At 71.1% G+C, this 17,470-nt stretch carries 17 protein-coding genes; 9 read left to right on the top strand and 8 right to left on the bottom strand.

Going from position 1 to position 17,470, the window contains the following annotated elements; all coding sequences use genetic code 11:
• Positions 1-455 precede the first annotated feature (455 nt).
• Entirely contained in the window at positions 456-1,247 is a 792-nt protein-coding gene (locus tag ACHWVH_RS16380) for a polysaccharide deacetylase family protein (RefSeq protein WP_295938464.1), read from the bottom strand.
• Between the two features lie 43 nt (positions 1,248-1,290).
• Here ACHWVH_RS16380 and grxD point away from each other — a divergent pair, with 43 nt between their 5' ends.
• Entirely contained in the window at positions 1,291-2,217 is a 927-nt protein-coding gene (gene grxD, locus ACHWVH_RS16375) for a Grx4 family monothiol glutaredoxin (RefSeq protein WP_043094779.1), read from the top strand.
• Between the two features lie 556 nt (positions 2,218-2,773).
• On the opposite strand, the gene ACHWVH_RS16370 is transcribed toward grxD, so the two are convergent.
• The gene (locus ACHWVH_RS16370; protein ID WP_267117447.1) at positions 2,774-3,319 is read right to left on the bottom strand and encodes a DUF924 family protein; all 546 of its coding nucleotides are present in this window, start codon (positions 3,317-3,319) and stop codon (positions 2,774-2,776) included.
• 162 nt (positions 3,320-3,481) lie between these two features.
• Between ACHWVH_RS16370 and ACHWVH_RS16365 the strand changes: the two genes are divergently transcribed.
• The 4 genes from ACHWVH_RS16365 to ACHWVH_RS16350 all read left to right on the top strand — a co-directional run bounded on the left by ACHWVH_RS16365 (position 3,482) and on the right by ACHWVH_RS16350 (position 8,755).
• Positions 3,482-4,882 carry an amidohydrolase gene (locus tag ACHWVH_RS16365; protein ID WP_295938469.1) on the top strand — a complete coding sequence of 467 codons (1,401 nt, stop codon included), beginning with the start codon at positions 3,482-3,484 and terminating at the stop codon, positions 4,880-4,882.
• Positions 4,879-6,168, top strand: coding sequence for an amidohydrolase family protein (locus ACHWVH_RS16360; protein ID WP_295928340.1), 1,290 nt, complete (start codon positions 4,879-4,881; stop codon positions 6,166-6,168). The genes ACHWVH_RS16365 and ACHWVH_RS16360 overlap by 4 nt, the downstream gene beginning before the upstream one ends.
• A gap of 167 nt (positions 6,169-6,335) precedes the next feature.
• Positions 6,336-7,940: a rhamnogalacturonan lyase B N-terminal domain-containing protein gene (locus tag ACHWVH_RS16355; protein ID WP_394687562.1), complete on the top strand. Its 1,605-nt coding sequence runs from the start codon at positions 6,336-6,338 to the stop codon at positions 7,938-7,940.
• A gap of 86 nt (positions 7,941-8,026) precedes the next feature.
• Positions 8,027-8,755 carry a hypothetical protein gene (locus ACHWVH_RS16350; protein WP_295928344.1) on the top strand — a complete coding sequence of 243 codons (729 nt, stop codon included), beginning with the start codon at positions 8,027-8,029 and terminating at the stop codon, positions 8,753-8,755.
• A gap of 34 nt (positions 8,756-8,789) precedes the next feature.
• Here the strand turns inward: ACHWVH_RS16350 and ACHWVH_RS16345 are convergent, their stop codons facing one another.
• A complete protein-coding gene (locus ACHWVH_RS16345) occupies positions 8,790-9,623 on the bottom strand; it encodes a cellulase (protein ID WP_026144748.1) in 834 nt (277 codons plus the stop codon).
• 317 nt (positions 9,624-9,940) lie between these two features.
• Here ACHWVH_RS16345 and ACHWVH_RS16340 point away from each other — a divergent pair, with 317 nt between their 5' ends.
• The 3 genes from ACHWVH_RS16340 to ACHWVH_RS16330 all read left to right on the top strand — a co-directional run bounded on the left by ACHWVH_RS16340 (position 9,941) and on the right by ACHWVH_RS16330 (position 11,979).
• On the top strand, positions 9,941-10,570 hold the full coding sequence (locus ACHWVH_RS16340; RefSeq protein ID WP_152244542.1) for a 2-hydroxychromene-2-carboxylate isomerase: 630 nt from the start codon (positions 9,941-9,943) through the stop codon (positions 10,568-10,570).
• A 47-nt stretch (positions 10,571-10,617) separates the two neighbouring features.
• Positions 10,618-11,559 carry a DegV family protein gene (locus ACHWVH_RS16335; RefSeq protein WP_394687561.1) on the top strand — a complete coding sequence of 314 codons (942 nt, stop codon included), beginning with the start codon at positions 10,618-10,620 and terminating at the stop codon, positions 11,557-11,559.
• Positions 11,560-11,640: 81 nt separating this feature from the next.
• Positions 11,641-11,979, top strand: coding sequence for a hypothetical protein (locus ACHWVH_RS16330; RefSeq protein ID WP_267101859.1), 339 nt, complete (start codon positions 11,641-11,643; stop codon positions 11,977-11,979).
• A 54-nt stretch (positions 11,980-12,033) separates the two neighbouring features.
• On the opposite strand, the gene ACHWVH_RS16325 is transcribed toward ACHWVH_RS16330, so the two are convergent.
• Positions 12,034-12,945, bottom strand: coding sequence for a DMT family transporter (locus tag ACHWVH_RS16325; protein ID WP_394687560.1), 912 nt, complete (start codon positions 12,943-12,945; stop codon positions 12,034-12,036).
• Positions 12,942-13,733, bottom strand: coding sequence for a PhzF family phenazine biosynthesis protein (locus ACHWVH_RS16320; RefSeq protein WP_267117572.1), 792 nt, complete (start codon positions 13,731-13,733; stop codon positions 12,942-12,944). Before ACHWVH_RS16320 ends, ACHWVH_RS16325 begins: the two co-directional genes overlap by 4 nt.
• 106 nt (positions 13,734-13,839) lie before the next feature.
• On the opposite strand from ACHWVH_RS16320, the gene ACHWVH_RS16315 reads away from it, so the two are divergent.
• Positions 13,840-15,252, top strand: a complete 1,413-nt coding sequence (locus tag ACHWVH_RS16315; RefSeq protein WP_394687559.1) for a PLP-dependent aminotransferase family protein — start codon at positions 13,840-13,842, stop codon at positions 15,250-15,252.
• Positions 15,253-15,478: 226 nt separating this feature from the next.
• Here the strand turns inward: ACHWVH_RS16315 and ACHWVH_RS16310 are convergent, their stop codons facing one another.
• The 3 genes from ACHWVH_RS16310 to gfa all read right to left on the bottom strand — a co-directional run bounded on the left by ACHWVH_RS16310 (position 15,479) and on the right by gfa (position 17,435).
• Positions 15,479-15,607, bottom strand: coding sequence for a hypothetical protein (locus ACHWVH_RS16310; RefSeq protein WP_017908007.1), 129 nt, complete (start codon positions 15,605-15,607; stop codon positions 15,479-15,481).
• Positions 15,608-15,941: 334 nt separating this feature from the next.
• Positions 15,942-16,772: an S-formylglutathione hydrolase gene (gene fghA, locus ACHWVH_RS16305; protein ID WP_267103732.1), complete on the bottom strand. Its 831-nt coding sequence runs from the start codon at positions 16,770-16,772 to the stop codon at positions 15,942-15,944.
• A 90-nt stretch (positions 16,773-16,862) separates the two neighbouring features.
• Positions 16,863-17,435 (bottom strand): S-(hydroxymethyl)glutathione synthase, encoded by a 573-nt coding sequence (gene gfa, locus ACHWVH_RS16300; protein ID WP_043090701.1) that lies wholly within the window; start codon positions 17,433-17,435, stop codon positions 16,863-16,865.
• Positions 17,436-17,470: the final 35 nt, after the last annotated feature.

Genomic DNA, 17,470 nt, shown 5'->3' with positions numbered 1-17,470 from the left:
GACCAGCCACGGACTCGGCAGAGGGACACATGGATGTTGCGCCACTACTGGCAACATTGCGAGGGATCGCTGCGGCTATTCGCTCACCGTCGCGGCGCCAGACTGCGGACGTGCGACGCATCTTCGCGGACCGCACCGAGATGCACCAGTACTTCGACGCGCAGCACGCGGCAGGCTATGACTGCTTCGTCACTCGCCTGCGAGACGGCTGGGAGGTGCGCAGTTACAAGCGCACCAGATGAAAGCGCAGCCAGGCCTTGCGCCATGCTGCCTGCACTACATCTGCACACGCCGGATGGTCATGCCTTCGCCGCATGCGCCGACTACTCCGTGCAGCGAGCGACAGATGCCCCTCGGGAGCCTGTCGGCATGCCGCGCCGTGCATGGACACGGCCGCCGCAGCGTATGCGCATCGGCACCACGCCACAGCGCAAGCGGGGGAAGCGCGTCCAGCCTCAGGTCGGGCAGATCGTCTCCAGCCCACGCGCCTGCACAGCCTGCAACACCCCCTCCACGATCGCCGGGTTGTGCCCGTGCGCCGCGCCCTCGTGCAGCAGCACGATGGCGCCGGGCTGCAGGTCGCGGGCGATGCGCGCGACGGTGATCGCGGGGTCGCAGCGCACGCCGTCGAAGCCGCGCGCACTCCAGGCCACCCGGGTCAGGCCATGCCGGCGCAGCGGTGCGGCGACGAAGGGATTGGTCATGCCCACCACCGAGCGGTACCAGCGCGGCGCAGTGCCGGCGATCGCGGCCAGGGTCTGCTGCGCCTGGCCGATTTCCTGCGCCATGCGCCGCGGCCCCAGCGCCCAGAACCACGCCTGCGGGTGATGCTGGCTGTGGTTGCCGATGCCGTGGCCGCGGCGCAGGATCTCGCGTACCAGTTGCGGGCGCGCGGCGGCGCGGGCACCGACCAGGAAGAACGTGGCCTTGGCCTGGTGGCGGTCGAGCAGGTCCAGGATCGCCACGGTGTCGTCGGAGGGGCCGTCGTCGATGGTCAGCCACACCCGCGGCGCGCTGCCGGGCAGACGATCCAGCACCGGCGCGTACAGCCGCGCCCGCGGCAGGAACACCGGCAACACCAGCGCCGCGTGCGACAGCAGTAGCGCCGGCAGGCCGACTGGCCAGCCATACGCCCACCACAGCGCCGCCACCAGCGCCTGCGAGGCCAGCGCCCAGGGCAGCCAGCGGTACGGGTGGCGCGGGATGCGATGCAGCGTTTCCGGAACTGTCATGCCCCATGATGCCATGCGGCGTAGAATGACCGGTCCGACTCTGCGACGACTGCCTGCCATGTCCCTCGACCCCGCCCTGCGCTCCCGTATCGAAACGCTGCTCAGCTCCAACCGCGTCGTGCTGTTCATGAAAGGCCAGCCGAGCATGCCGCAGTGCGGGTTCTCCGCCAAGGCGGTGGGCGCGCTGAACGAGCTCGGCGTCGACTTCGCCCACGTCAACGTGCTGGCCGACCAGGACATCCGCGAGGGCATCAAGGTCTACGGCGACTGGCCGACCATCCCGCAGCTGTACGTGGACGGCGAGCTGATCGGCGGCAGCGACATCATCCTGCAGATGGCCGGCAGCGGCGAGCTGAGCGAACTGCTCGGCGTGGCCGCGCCGGACCGCACCCCGCCGTCGATCACCATCACCGACGCCGCCGCCGAGATGCTGCGCGGCGCGCTGGCCGACGCCCCGGGCGCGAGCCTGGCGCTGGCGATCGACGCGCAGTTCCAGCCGAACTTCCAGCTGGCGCCGACCGATCCCAACGCCATCGCTGCCGAGTCCAACGGCCTGCGCGTGCAGTTCGACCTGGGCAGCGCGCGCCGCGCCGACGGCATCACCATCGACTGGGTGGACGACATCCGCGGCCGCGGCCTGGCCATCGACAATCCCAATGCGCCCAAGCCGGTGCAGGACCTCAGCCCGCGCGACGCCGACGACCAGGTACGCGCCGGTGGCCTGCTCCTGGTGGACGTGCGTCCGCCGGAAGAGCGCGCGGTGGCAGCGGTCAACGTGCCGTTCCGCACCCTCGACGGCGAGCAGCGCGCGCAACTGGAAGCGCTGCCCAAGGACACCGCCCTGGCCTTCCTGTGCCACCGCGGCGGCCGCAGCGCGCAGGCGGCCGAGCACTTCCGTTCGCTGGGCTTCACGAAGGTGCACAACGTGGTCGGCGGCATCGACGCCTGGACCGACCAGGTGGACGGAAGCGTGCCGAAGTACTGAGTCAGGTACCTCGTGGCTTGCGTCCCGTGCGGACGCGCCGAAAGGGCGATCGAACGATCGCCCTTTTTTGTGCCCGCGCGCCGCGATCGGCACAGGGGCGCAAACACGTATGAGCTTGGCGTGCTGGCGGCAACATGAACTCCGGCGATCTCCTGTGGGAGGGACTTCAGTCCCGACTGCAATGAGGTCGAATGCGCCGATGGCTTCGCTCGTCGCGGCTGAAGCCGCTCCCACAAGAAGCGCATTCCTTGTCTCCGGTGCGCGTACCAGGCGAATGCTGGCGGCCGCGCCAGCAGCTTGATGTCGCCCTGTGGAAGGGACTTCAGTCCCGACTGCAATGAGGTCGAATGCGCCGATGGCTTCGCTCGTCGCGGCTGAAGCCGCTCCCACAAGAAGCGCATTCCTTATCTTGGGTGCGTGTACCAGGCGAATGTTGGCGGCCGCGCCAGCAGCCTGATGTCGCCCTGTGGGAGGGACTTCAGTCCCGACTGCAATGACATCCGATGCGCCACTGGCTTCGCTGCCATGACGCAGCGAACGCGCAGCCCCCCCTCCCTCACCCGGCAAACCCACCCGCATCCAGGAACGCCTGCTCCTCCGGCGTGGTCGTGCGCCCCAGCGCCGCATTGCGGTGCGGGAAGCGACCGAAGCGCTGGATCACGTCTTCGTGCACCACCGCCCACTGCAGCGACTCCGCATCGCCGAGCGCGCTGAACAGCTCCACCGCCTGGCGCTGCCGCGCCGCGTCCTCGGCATGCGTGTAGGGCAGGTAGAAGAACATCCGCAGTTCCGCGTCGGTTTCCTGGTCGAACCCTGCCGCCAGCGCCTGGTCGGCATAGCGGCAGGCCAGGCCGTCGGTGGCGAAGGCGTGCGCGCTGCCGCGGAACACGTTGCGCGGCACCTGGTCGAGCAACAGCAGCAGCGCCAGCGCGCCTTCGGCGTCGGTCAGCCAGTCGCTGCGTTCGCCGCGCGCGGCGGCGTGATGCGCCTCCAGCAGGTGTTGGCGGACATTGGCGTCGAAGGAGTCGTTGGCGGCGAACCAGCGTTCGCGGCCGGCACTGCGCCAGAAGTCCACGACGGTGCGCGCAGGGGTGTCGGTCATTGCGGTGTCCATGGGGAGAATCGCGCTGCATAACAGGTTCCGCGTCGCGATCCGGTGCAGCCGGGCGCGCCGATGCCGCACCCGCACTTGGCAAGCGCGCCGGCTCGGGCTAGCGTGCGGGCACGGCCGCAAGGGCCGGGTTCATCTTCCGGGGAAAGTTCGATGCGTCATCTGTTGCTCGCCTGCCTGGGCGTGGCGTTGTGCGGCCCGGCCGCCGCGGCCTCGCGTTTCGTCGACGATCCCTATCCCAGCACCTATCGCGCGCTGGCGTCGGTGCCGGTGCTGATCGAACACGCTACCGTGCTCACCGGCACCGGCGAGCGCCTGGACGATGCCGACGTGCTGCTGCAGGACGGCCGCGTGCAGGCGGTCGGCCGCGCGCTGGCCGCGCCGGCCAATGCCACCCGCATCGACGGCCACGGCAAGTGGGTCACGCCCGGCGTCATCGACGTGCACTCGCACCTGGGCGTGTATCCCAGCCCGGGCGTCAGCGCGCACAGCGACGGCAACGAAGCGACCGCACCGGTGACCCCGAACGTGTGGGCCGAGCATTCGATCTGGCCGCAGGATCCCGGCTTCGGCACCGCGCTGGCCGGTGGCGTCACCGCGCTGCAGGTGCTGCCCGGCTCGGCCAACCTGGTCGGCGGCCGCGGCGTCACCCTCAAGAACGTGCCGGCCACCACCTACCAGGCGATGAAGTTCCCGGGCGCGCCGTGGGGCCTGAAGATGGCCTGCGGCGAGAACCCCAAGCGGGTCTACGGCGAGAAGGGCGGCCCGTCCACGCGCATGGGCAACGTCGCCGGCTACCGCGCCGCCTTCATCGACGCCAGCGAATACCTGCGCAAGAACGCGCCCAAGCAGAAGAGCCCGCCCAAGCGCCACTGGTGGAGCCGCGGCAACGGTGACAACGACAGCAGCGGCGACAGCGGCGGCAAGCGCGACCTCAAGCTGGACACGCTGGCCGGCGCGATCAACGGTGACATCCGCGTGCACATCCACTGCTACCGCGCCGACGAGATGACCACCATGCTCGACCTGGCCAAGGAGTTCGGCTTCAAGATCGCCGCCTTCCACCATGGCGTGGAGGCCTACAAGATCGCCGACCGCCTGGCCCAGGAGAACGTCTGCGGCGCGCTGTGGGCGGACTGGTGGGGCTTCAAGATGGAGGCCTTCGACGGCATCCAGGAGAACATCGCCCTGGTCGACCGCCCCGCCAACGGCTGCGCGATCGTGCACTCGGACTCGGAGGAAGGCATCCAGCGGCTCAACCAGGAAGCGGCCAAGGCGATGGCCGCCGGCCGCCGTGCCGGCATGGACATCCCGCCCGAACGCGCCATCCGCTGGCTGACCAGCAACCCGGCCAAGGCGCTGGGCATCGACAAGCAGACCGGTTCGCTGGAGCCGGGCAAGATGGCCGACGTGGTGCTGTGGAACGGCAATCCCTTCAGCTCCTACGCCCTGGCCGACAAGGTCTACATCGACGGCGCGCAGGTCTACGACCGCGCCGACCGCCGCCTGCAACCGACCTCCGACTTCATGCTCGGCCAGGAGGCTGCCCGATGAGCCGCGCCCGACTCTCGTCCCCTCGCCTGGCGCAGCGCCTGGCCCTGGCCGCCTGCCTGCTGCTCGGCAGCGCGCCCGGGTTCGCCCAGGACGTGCTGATCCGCGGCGCCACCGTGCACACCGCCAGCGCCCGCGGCACCCTCGCCAATGCCGACGTGCTGGTCCAGGGCGGCGTGATCCGCGCGGTCGGCCCCGGCCTGAGCGCGCCGGCCGGCGTCGCCGTGGTGGAGGCCAAGGGCCGGCCGCTGACCCCGGCACTGTTCGGCGGCATCACCGAGATCGGCATCGAGGAGGTCTCCGGCGAGGCCTCCACCGTCGACAGCACGCTGACCCTGCCGCACGACCAGCCGATGCGCCCGGAGTTCGACGTGACCCTGGCCTACAACCCCGAATCGGTGCTGATCCCGGTCGCACGGGTGGAAGGCATCGGCTTCACCGCGCTCGGCGCCAACACCGGCGGCGCCTTCGTCGCCGGCCAGGGCGCGGTGATGCGCCTGGACGGCGGCGCCGACCCGATCGGCCCGCGCGCGCTGTACCTGCACCTGGGCAGCGATGCGCTGGAACTGAGCGGCAAGTCGCGCGCGGCGCAGTGGATGCTGCTCGACCAGTTGGTGGCCGAAGCGCGCGGGCGCATGCCCGCCGATTCGCCGCATGCGCTGCTGACCCCGGCCGGACGCGCGGTGCTGGCGCGCTACCTCGCCGGCCAGGGCCGCATCGTGGTGACGGTGAACCGCGCGGCCGACATCCGCCAGTTGCTGCGTTGGGCACAGCGCGAGAAGGTGCGCATCGCCATCGCCGGCGGCGACGAGGCCTGGAAGCTGGCGCCGGAACTGGCGAAGGCGCAGGTGCCGGTGTTCGTCAACGCGCTGGACGACCTGCCGGCCAGCTTCGACCAGATCGGCGCCACCCTGGAGAACGCCGCACGCCTCGACGCCGCCGGCGTGGCGGTGAGCTTCACCCAGGGCGGCGACGGCGCGCACAACGCGCGCAAGCAGCGGCAACTGGCCGGCAACGCGGTCGCGCACGGGCTGCCGTGGGACGCAGCCCTGGCCGGCCTGACCCGGGTCCCGGCCGAGGCCTTCGGCGTGGGCGATCGACTGGGCAGCATCGCCCCGGGCAAGCTCGCCGACCTGGTGCTGTGGGAAGGCGACCCGCTGGACGTGGCGCACTATGCCGAACAGGTCTGGCTGGGCGGCCGCGCCATCCCGATGCGCTCGCGGCAGACCGAACTGCGCGACCGCTACATGCAGCAGAACGGCGCGCTGCCGAAGCCGTACACGCACTAAACCGCGTCGAGCACGCCGGGACGGCATCGCACTGACGATGCCGTCCCGCCGGTGGCGACGCCCCGCAATGCGCACCTGAGCGCTGCCCCACCGCCGCGCGGAAACGGCATCGCGCCCACGTCCGCGCGCAGTAGGCTGTGCGCCTCGCTGCCGTCGCCCGCGCCACCATGCCCTGCTTGCTTCGCCTGCTGCTGTGCTGCCTCGCCCTGTACTCCGCGGCACCCGTGCTGGCAAACGCAGCCGATTTCGGCGTCGCTCGGGTCGGCGATCGCTTCGTCGTCGACAGCGGCGCCGATTTGCAGTTCAGCGTGGACGCCCGCACCGGCGACGTGGTCTCCATGCGCTACCGCGGCGTCGAACTGGAGAGTCCGGAAGCCAAGCACTCGCAGATCGCCTCGGGCCTGGGCAGCGCCCGCGTCGCCGCACGCACTGTCGGCGACACCATCGTGGTCTCGGCCAGCGCTGGCGACCTGGTGCAGTACTACATGGCGCGCAAGGGCCGCGACGCGCTCTACCTGGCCACCTATGCGCCGACCCTGCTGCCGGTCGGCGAACTGCGCTTCATCGCCCGCCTCGACGCAACCAAGCTGCCCGACGCCGAGCGCGAACCGGATTCCAACATCGGCACCGCGATCGAAGGCAAGGACGTATTCCTGCTGCCGGACGGCCGCACCAGCTCCAAGTTCTACTCGGCACGGCGCGCGATCGACGACAGCGTGCATGGCGTCAGCGGCCCCGGCCTCGCCGTGCGGATGTGGATGGGCGATCGCGAACACAGCGCGGGCGGGCCGTTCTTCAAGGACATCGCCACGCAGCGGACCACGCGCACCCACGAGCTGTACAACTACATGTTCTCCAACCACACCCAGACCGAACCCTACCGCGGCGGCCTGCACGGGGTGTACGTGCTGCAGTTCAGCCGCGGCGGCGCAGAAGCGCAGGTGCCGCCGGACCTGCGCTTCGTCGACGCGTCGCTGGGCTTGCAAGGCTTTCTGGGCGCGGAAGCGCGCGGTGCGGTGGCCGGCCAGGTCTCCGGCATCGACGCAGAGCAGCCGGCAGTGGTGGCCCTGCGCAACGCGCAGGCGCAGTACTGGGCCAGGGCCGATGCCGACGGCCGCTTCCGCATCGCCGGCATCCGCCCCGGCGCGTACCGTATCGCGCTGTACCAGAACGAGCTGGAGGTGGCCCACGACACCGTGCAGATCGCAGCCGCAGCCACCGCGCAGGCCGCCCTGCATGCGGTCCCGCTGCCCGGCCAGGTGATCTGGCAGATCGGCGATCCCGATGGCACGCCGGCCGGTTTCCGCAACGCCGTGTTGCTGGCGAGCGCGCATCCCTCCGACCGGCGCATGGCGCCATGGGGGCCGCTGACCTATCGCGTGGGCCACGACTCTCTCGACGTATTCCCGGCGGCGCAATGGCGCGGCGTCAACACGCCCACGCGCATCGCCTTCGTGCTCTCGCCCGAGCAGGTCCACGCCTACCGCCTGCGTCTGTTCGTCACCCTGACCCAGGCCGGCGGCCGTCCGCAGCTGCGGGTGAACGATCGCTGGAGCGGGCCGGTGCCGCCGCGCCCGGAGCAGCCGGACAGCCGCGGCATCACCCGCGGCACCTACCGCGGCAACAACGCCGTCTATCTGTTCGACATCCCGGCCAGCGCGCTGCAGGCCGGCCTCAACACGCTGGACATCGACGTCGCCTCGGGCTCGCCGGACAATGGTTTCCTCGGCCCGGGCATCGTCTTCGACAGCGTGCAATGGCTCGCGCCGTGAGGCACTGCGGGCAGACGCGCCACACGCGCCGGCGAGGACGTCGCCACGCCGCTACGCTGCGCCCCTGGCCCGACGGAGACATCCCGATGCGCGGTTCGCTGTCCCTCCAGCGCCTGCTGCCGCTGGCGCTGCTGGCCCTCGCCTGCGGCGCCGGCGCCGCGCCGCCCACACCCGGCGTCTATCTCGCCGATGGCGGCGACCGCCTCGACGTCGCGCGCGACGCCGACGGTCTGGGCTTCTCGCTCGACGTCACCGGCGCCAACGGCCATACCTGTGCGCTGGACGGCACGCTGCAGGGCGAACTCGGCTTCACCCGCGCGCACGACGACGATCCCGCGTCGCTGTGCCGCACCCGCCTGCACGCCGAGGGCGACGCCATCCGGGTCGAGGCGCTCACGCCCGACAGCTGCCGCGACTACTGCGGCGCACGCGCCTGGTTCGAAGGCGACTACCGACGCGCCGCGCCGGCCTGCGTGCCCGAGGCGGCGGAGGCCACGCGCGCGCGCTTCCTGCGCCAGTACCAAGCCAAGGACTACGCCAACGCCGAACGCACCCTGGCCGCACTGCTGGACGGCTGCGACAAGACCCTGTTCTGGCTGGACGCCGCGCAGGTCCGCACCGATCTGGCGCTGACCCAGTATCACCTGGGCGACCGCGCCGGTTGCCTGCGCACGCTGGCACCGGTGCTGGAACGCGCCGGCAGCGGTGCCGAGGACGTGCGCAACAGCCTACCGCCCAGCGATGCCGACGGGTTCCTGCCGATCGCCCGCGCCGCCTGGCACAACGCGGCACTGTGCAAGGCGCCGCCGCGCTGAGCCAGGTAGGAACGGCGGCGCCCGTGCGGCGCCGTCAGTTGGCGCCGATATTGGCCTGGATCCAGGCCCAGCCGTTGCCGCGCACCACCTCGAAACCGGCCTCGACCACGTGCAGGTACATCGCGTTGCTGAAGCGCCCGTCCTGCGCGCGGTGCGTGTGCAGCCAGCTCAGGAACGGCTTGATGTCGATGTTGAGATTGCCGTTGCTCGGCAGGGTTGGTTGGCCCGCGGTGTTGTGCGGAATGAAGGTGTAGACGTAGTAGCCGGCGGCGCTGTTCATGCCTTCCCACAGATCGAAGGTGTAGCCGCCGGCGCTGATGACGTTACTGGCGGTGAGCGTTCCGATCGGATACGAGTTGTGGCCGCCCCAGATCATCACTTCGGCCTGCGGAATCGCGCTGGAGGACACCGTGCTGTCCCAGCGGAAGAACAGGTCGTAGGCGAAGTCGCCGGCCAGGTTGCTGCCGCCGGACGAGTACGCGAAGGTCGCCGGCAGGGACCGCAGCGCCGAGACCTGCCGCGGGAAGGTGCGGTCGGCAGTGGGATTGAAGCCGTAGTGCGAGCCGCGCAGGATCGCCGGATAGCCGTACAGGCTGGCGTTGGGGAAATTGAAGGTCACGGTCATGCTCGGCGTGCTGCCGCTGTGGAACGTGCCCTGGATGACGTTGTTGGGGTCGTTGAAGTTGTTCACCCAGGCGTACTGGTTGCCATACACCTGGTACGGCCCGGCCAGCGCCATCGGCGCGATGGCGAGCAGGGCGGTGGCGAACAGCGCGCGCAGGGTCCGCGCCCAGCCGCGCGGCGACCTGACGACCGTGGCGGGAAGGCGCGGCGAAGCAGCGGCGGAAACGGAAGCGGAAGCGTGCATGGCGGTCTCTCCTGAGCGTGCAGGGGCAGCGAATCTACTGCCGCGGCGGACGCTAGCAAGGTGCGCGTACCGCGAGCTATGACAAGACCCGCGCATGCCATGCGCCAGCGCAATAGCGCTACCGCGATCCAGGCCACGGCCGCGCGGCGCTTCACAGATATCGCGTGCCAGCGAGATTTCCGCCACGGCATCGTCTACGCATTGCGGTCGCCCCGGCGAACGGACGTCAACGACATCTCGCACTGCAGCATGCGATGTACGCAGTCGCAGCGCGAGCGACGCCGCGATAAGCTGATGCGTCATGACGGAGAAGCACGATGACGTTGCGCTGGTATTTCGATTTCATCTCGCCGTTTTCCTATCTGCACTGGCAGCAGGTGAAAGCGCTGCCGGAGTTCTCGCGGATCCAGCCGGTGCCGATCGTGTTCGGCGCGGTGCTGGCGCAGCTGCAGACGCGCGGGCCGGCCGAGGTGCCGCACAAGCGCGAGTTCACCTATCGCTTCGTGCAGTGGCAGGCGCAGCAGCAAGGCGTGCCGCTGCGCTTCCCGCCGGCACATCCGTTCAACCCGCTGACGGCGCTGCGCCTGTGCATCGCCGCCGGCACCACGCCGCAGGCCATCGATGCGCTCTTCGACTGGCTGTGGCGCGATGGCCACGCGGGCGACGACGCCGCGGCCCTGGCGCCGGTCGGCCAGGCATTAGGGATCGCCGACGTCGCCGCGGCCACCGCCGATGCGCAGGTCAAGGCGCAACTGCGCGCCAACACCGAACAGGCGCTGGCGGCCGGCGTGTTCGGCGTGCCGACCCTGCAGATCGACGACACCCTTCTGTGGGGCAACGACGCGCACCCGCTGATGCGCGCGGTGCTGGCCGACCCGCAACTGCTGCAGCGCGGCGACATGGCGCGCCTGAGCGCGCTGCCGGTCGCGGTGCAGCGCAACGCCTGAGCGGTCGCCATGTCCATCGATCTCCCCAATCACTGGAGCTTCAGCGGATGCGCATCGGCATCGTCGTAGATTCCGCCTGCGACCTGCCGCAGGACTACATCGCCCAGCACGACCTGGTGGTGTTGCCGATCAGCGTGCGCCTCGGCGGCACCGTCCTGGCCGATCGCCGCGACGAAGCGGCGACGCTGGAGTTCCTGCACGCACAGGTCAGCGCGCACGGCGCCGAAGCCGAGACCGTGCCGTACAGCGTGGCGCAGATCCGCGAGCTGTTCCTGAGCCGGCTGGTCATCGACTACGACCACGTGTTCTGCCTGACCATCACCAAGACCCGCAGCCCGATCCACGACCACGCGCAGCAGGCCGGCTTCGCCATCCTCAGCGACTACAAGCCGATCCGTCAGGCTGCCGGCCACGCCTCGCCGTTCGCGCTGCGGGTGATCGACACCCAGAACCTGTTCGCCGCGCAGGCGGTGATCGCCGTCGAGGCGGTGCGCTTGCGTGCCGACGCTGCCGGCGTGCAGGCCATCCGCGAGCGGCTGGAGACGCTGGCCGAGCACACCCATGGCTACATGATCGCGCGCGACCTGTACTACCTGCGCAGCCGCGCGCGCAGCAAGGGCGACCGCAGCGTCGGCCTGCTCAGCGCCGCGCTCGGCTCGGCCCTGGACATCAAGCCGGTGCTGCACTGCCACCGCGGCGAGACCGCGCCGGTGGCCAAGCTCAAGGGCTTCGACCACGCCGTGCAGACCCTGTTCGGGCTGGCCGCCAAACGCGTGGCCGCCGGGCTGATGACGCCCACGCTGTGCCTGAGCTATGGCGGCGAGCTGGCGGAACTGCGCGCCCTGCCCGGCTACGCGGCGCTGCGTCAGGCCTGCGACAGCCACGGCGTTGAGCTGCTGGAGAGCGTGATGAGCCTGACCGGCATGGTCAATGTCGGCAAGGGTGCGCTGGTGCTGGGCTTCGCCGGGGAGGCGCTGCGCTTCGGCTGATCGCCCGCTGGCCGCGTCGACGGCGGGTCGCCGCCGGCTCTGCTAGGCTGCGCCGCTTCGTACCGCCTACAAGAGATGCCCATGGCCGTCACCTACTCGATCAGCCTGCCCGATCCCGCCCGTGCCCGCGGCAGCAACCCGTCGCTGAGCTTCTCCGCGCACGGCGCCGACGCCTTCGCCGAACAGCTGCAGGCCGCCCTCAGCGATCCGGCCTGGTTCGAGCGCTGGCGCGCGCTGCAGCCGGAGCCGGACGAGGTCGATCCGGCCCTGGGCGTGACCGATCCGGCGGCACGGGTGACCGGCCGCCAGGACGATCTGCGCATCGATCTGTCCGCCACCACCAGCATCCCCGGCGACATCCTCAAGCAGCGCCTGCGCCTGCTGGCTGGCAGCGGCTGGGAACTGCGCGACGTGCGCTGAGCCGAACGGCACGGCCGCCGCGCTGCGGTGGCCGATGCGTCTGCTGCGCCGCTGCTAGGACGCCACCACCGCCCGGCGTGGCCAGGACCAGCGCAGATTGACCGCCAGCGTGCCCAGCACGATCAGCGCCAGGCCCAGCCACTGCACCGGCACCAGCCGGTGGCCGTACAGCAGGTAGTCCAGCAGCAGCGTCACCAGCGGATAGACGAACGCGACCACCGCGATCGCCGCCACGTGCAGGTGCCGGTAGGCGCTGTAGAACAGCACGTACACCACGCCGCTGTGGATCACCCCCAGGCCGATCAGCCAGAACCAGTGGCGGCCGGGATGCAGCGCGGCGCTGCTGGAGAAGCCGACCAGCATCGCCGCACCGACCCAGCACTGCACCGTCACCACCGCCAGCGGCCGCTCGCGGCTGATCCGCCGCGACATCAGCAACGAGGCGCCACACAGCAGCGCGCCAAGCAAGGTCAGCGCGATCCCGCCCAGGTAGCCGCGGTCGGCGCTGGACCACAGCCGCAGCGGATCGGCCGAACAGGCCACGCCGACGAAGGCCAGCAGGGTCCAGCCCAGGTCGGCGCGGCGGCTGCGCTCGCCCTGCAGCACCGCCGCCAGGATCAGCATGACGAACGGGAACACGTGGTAGACCATGGTCGCCACGCCGATCGACGAACGCGCCATGCCGGCGAACAGCGCCACCCAGTTGAGCACCAGCAACACCCCGCTGAGCGCCGCGTCGCGCAACAGCGCGCGCTCGCGCCACAGGCCGCGCAACTGCCCGCCGAGCAGGCCGCACACGGTCAGGAACAGCGCGCCGAACAGGCAGCGGTAGAACACCGCGGTCACCGGGTCCTGGCCGCTCTCGTGCACGAACACGCCGACCGAGCCGATCAGCACCTCGGCCAGCAGCAGCTGCCACAGTGCCCGCCGCGACGCGCCCGCGGATGTGGCGACGGCCGCGCTCACAGCGCGATGCTCCCGTGCAGGTACTGCACCGCCGCGCCACGCACCTGCACGTGGTCCGGCAGCACCCGGCAGTCCAGTTCGCCGCCGCGTGCAGACGCCTGCCACGCACGCAGGTCGCACTTGCCCAGGCGCTGCGCCCACAGCGGCGCCAGCGCGGCGTGGATCGAGCCGGTCACCGGATCCTCGACGCCGCCGTTGGCCGGCCAGAAATAACGCGAGACGAAATCGTGATCGCGCCCGGGCGCAGTGACCGCGACATCGCGCGGCGCCAGCGCCAGCATCCGCGCCAGGTCCGGCACCACCGCGCGCACCTGGTCTTCGTCCGCGTACACGGCAATGTAGGCCTGGTCGTTGCGGTACGCCGCCTGCGGCGCGATCGACAACGCCTGCGCGAGCGCCTGCGGCACCGGCGCCAGCGCGGTCGGCGCCTGGTTCGGAAAGCGCAGGACGAAGCGCCCGTCGGCCTCGCGGTCCACCCCCAGTTCGCCGACCGCCGCGGCGCGGAACCGCAACGGCAGCGGCGCCAGGCCCTGGGTGGCGACGACGAAGGCGCTGGCCAAGGTGGCATGGCCGCAGAACCCCACTTCGCGCAGCGGCGAGAACCAACGGATCGCGAACGCGCCATCGGCCTCGCGCGCGAAGAACGCGGTCTCCGACAGATTGTTCTCGCTGGCGATGGCCTGCATCAGCGCGTCCGGCAACCACGCCTGCAGCGGCACCACCGCGGCCGGGTTGCCGCGGAACCGCACCGTGGTGAAGGCATCGACGATGAACAGCGGCAGTTGCACGCGCGGCCTCGGGAATGGGGAAGGACACGGCCAGTGTGCGCCGGGCTGGGCGACCAGCACAGAGTCAGATACGCTGCAAATCGACCGATACAGATGAGGCCGCCGCATGCGCCTGTACGAAGCCCTCGCCAGCCAGCTGCGCGACCAGATCGCGCAGGGCACGCTGCGTGCCGGCGAGCGCCTGCCGTCGATCCGGCAACTGGCCGCCGGCCACGGCATCAGCGCCGCCACCGCGGTGCAGGCCTGCCTGCAACTGGAACGCGAAGGCCGGGTGCAGGCACGCCCGCGCTCGGGCTACTTCGTGCGCGCCGCGGCCACACCGCAACCGGCCGGCGCAGGCGCCGCTACCCGGCGGCGCGCGCCGGGCGCGGTCGCCAATCCGGCGCTGCAGGGCGTGCTGGACATGCTCGCGCGCTCGGATCTGGTGCCGCTGCACACCGCCACGCCGGCGGCGGTGCTGCTGCCCGGCGCGCACCTGGCCAGCGCGCTGGCGCGGCAGTTGCGCCGCCAGCGCAGCGCCGCGCTCGACTACGCACCGCCGCAGGGCCACGCCGCGCTGCGCCGGCAGATCGCGCAGCGCTACGCGCACTGCGCCACGGTCGTTGCCGCCGACGAGGTGGTGGTGACCGCCGGCGCGATGGAGGCGATCAGCCTGGCGCTGCGCACGCTCACCGCACCCGGCGACGTGGTGCTGGTCGAGACGCCGACCTACCACGGCATCCTGCAGGCGGTGGCGGCGCTGCGCCTGAAGGTGCTGGAGGTCCCGAACCGGCCCGGCCAGGGCATCGACGCCGCACGCCTGGACGCGCTGCTGCAGCGCACCCCGGCGCGCGCCGCGGTGCTGGTGCCGAACTTCAACAACCCGCTGGGCAGCCTCACCCCAGATGCCGCCAAGCGCGCCCTGCTGGACAGTTGCGCGCGCCACGGCACGGTGGTGATCGAGGACGACATCTACGGCGAACTCGACTGGTCGGGGCAGCGCCCGCGGCCGCTGCGCCATTTCGACACGCACGGCAACGTGATCACCTGCGGCGCCTTCTCCAAGGTGCTGGCGCCCGGCCTGCGCGTGGGCTGGCTGCTCGGTGGCGCCTGGACCGACGCGCTGGTGCGCGCCAAGTACTTCTCCACCATCGGCGGCGCCAGCCTGCCGCAACTGGCCCTGGCCGACTACCTGCAGCGGCACGACCTGGAACGCCACCTGCGCAAGCTGCGCCGCACCCTGGCCGACAACGGCCAGCGCCTGCGCGAGGCGGTGCTGCGGCACTGGCCGGCCGGCACCCGCATCGGCGACCCGGCCGGCGGCCTGTCGCTGTGGCTGCAACTGGCCGACGCCGGCAGCGGCCAGGCGCTGTTCGAGGCCGCTCTCGCCGCCGGCATCGGCACCTCGCCCGGGCACCTGTTCTCCAGCCGCGGCGACTATGCCGACCACCTGCGGCTGAGCTGCGGGCAGCCGTGGAGCGAGACGCTGGAAGATGCGATGCGGCGGCTGGGCAAACTGGCCGCGCGGCTGCCGCGCTAACGCCGCGTCCAGCGCCACACCGCGGTCCCGATGCGAAGTTCGCTCCCAGCGCTTGCTCGCACCGCGCCTGCAAGGCACCCTGCGCCGCCCCCGAGCGACGCCATGCATGCAACTCCACATGCACGTCGGCCCATCACGGCGATCGCACCGCGCGCGACACGACCGCGGTGGCCGCATCCGGCGCAACGGCGTGACCGCGATCGACGATACCCAGTCGCGGCGTGCGCTACGGCGTTGCCGCGCCAATCGCCAGCGCCACGCAGGCGCCGACCAGGGTGCACGCGAGCATCGCCACGGGGCTGAGCGGGCTGCGCCAGCGCGGCCAGGGGAGCAGCAGGATGCGACGGCAAGACATGGCGCGGCTCCGATCCGGGACGTGGCAAGGGCGAACCCTGCGGAATCTAGCCAGCGCCGGTCTCAGCAGGCGCGAACGCGATCGCACAACCGCGGGTCGGGCGGTGCGGCACCCGTGTTTGTTTACGAGACCGGCCACGCTGCGGCCGTCGTGGTCACCGGCCTGTCATGTGCGCGACAGGCAAGCAGCTGCCTGCGTCACTCGAGTGCAGTCGCGCCTGCACCGAAAAGCACTGCCAGGGACGACAGCGGAGAAGGCTGGTTATGCGACCGGCCGCGCAACGCGCGGCCCCCTGCCCGGCGGGCCGCGTCGCGCGGCCGCCGGTGGAGCGCGCTCAGCCCTGCAGGGCGCGCGCGTGGAAGGCGATGTGCTCGCCGATGAAGCTGCCGATGAAGTAGTAGCTGTGGTCGTAGCCGGGCTGCACGCGCAGGGTCAGCGGGTAGCCGGCGGCCTCGGCGGCGGCCTGCAGCAACTGCGGGCGCAACTGCTTCTCGAGGAACTCGTCGCCGCCCCCCTGGTCGATCAGCAGCGGCAGGCGCTCGCTGGCACTGCCGATCAGCACGCTGGCGTCGTAGGCCTGCCACTGCGTGCGGTCCTCGCCCAGGTAGGCGGTGAATGCCTTCTCGCCCCACGGCACCTGCGTGGGCGCCACGATCGGCGAGAACGCCGACACGCTGCGGTAGCGGCCGGGATTCTTCAGCGCGATCACCAGGGCGCCGTGGCCGCCCATCGAATGCCCGCTGATCGCGCGCCGGCCGTTGTGCGGGAACTGCGCCTCGATCAGCGCCGGCAGTTCCTGCACCACGTAGTCGTACATGCGGTAGTGCGCGTCCCACGGCGCCTGGGTGGCGTTGACGTAGAAGCCGGCGCCCTTGCCCAGGTCGTAGCCCTCGGCGTCGGCGACCTGCTCGCCGCGCGGGCTGGTGTCGGGCGCGACCAGGATCACGCCATGCTCGGCCGCATAGCGCTGCGCACCGGCCTTGGTGATGAAGTTCTGCTCGGTGCAGGTCAGGCCGCTAAGCCAGTACAGCACCGGCAGCGTGGTGTGCTCGGCCTGCGGCGGCAGGTACACGGCCACCTGCATGGGGCAGCCGAGCACAGCCGAGTCGTGGCGATAGACGTCCTGCCAGCCGCCGCAGCAGGCGTGGTGTTCGATACGTTCCATGGGCAGTTCCGGGAAGAGGGCCTGCGGCCGCGACCGGCCGCAGGCGGGGTGCCGCGACGCGTCGACCGGCGACGCGCGCGGCAGCGGGCTTCAGTGCAGCACGCCGTTCTTGCGCGCCACGTGGGTGGAGATCGCGTCCATCAGCGGCGGCGACAGGCAGTCGTACGGTTCCAGCTTCAGTTCGCGCAGGCGGTTGCGCACCCCGTCCATCGCCTCCGGACGCGTGCCGCTCTCGATGATCGACGACACGAAGGCGGCGAACCCCGGCGCCGACCAGCCCTGCTGCGGCGACAGTTCCGTATGCACGAAATCCAGGCCGTAGAACGGATGCTCGGTGTTCTCGATGCGGCCGTACATGTGCACGCCGCAGCCGGTGCAAGCGTGACGGCGGATGGTCGCGCTCTCGTCCACCACCTTCAGCTTCTCTTCGTGCGCCGTCACCTTGACCTTGTCGCGCGCCACCACCGCCACCACCGAGAAGGTCGCGCCCTTCGGCTTCCAGCACTTGGTACAGCCACAGGCGTGGTTGTGCGCGGTCTGCGCGCCCACTTCCACCACCACCTTGTCGCTGGCGCAATGGCATTCCAGGGTACCGCCCTGGAACTGCTCCGCGCCGGCACGCACGCCGGCATCCACCGACGGATGAATCGTCACAGTACTCATCTTGCCCCCTTCCCGGGTTCGTTGTGTCGCTGCAA

This window comes from uncultured Xanthomonas sp. (assembly GCF_964278005.1).
GTDB lineage: Bacteria > Pseudomonadota > Gammaproteobacteria > Xanthomonadales > Xanthomonadaceae > Xanthomonas_A > Xanthomonas_A sontii.
Note: the sequence above shows the minus strand (reverse complement) of the source record. Positions and strands in the feature narration are given on the sequence as shown.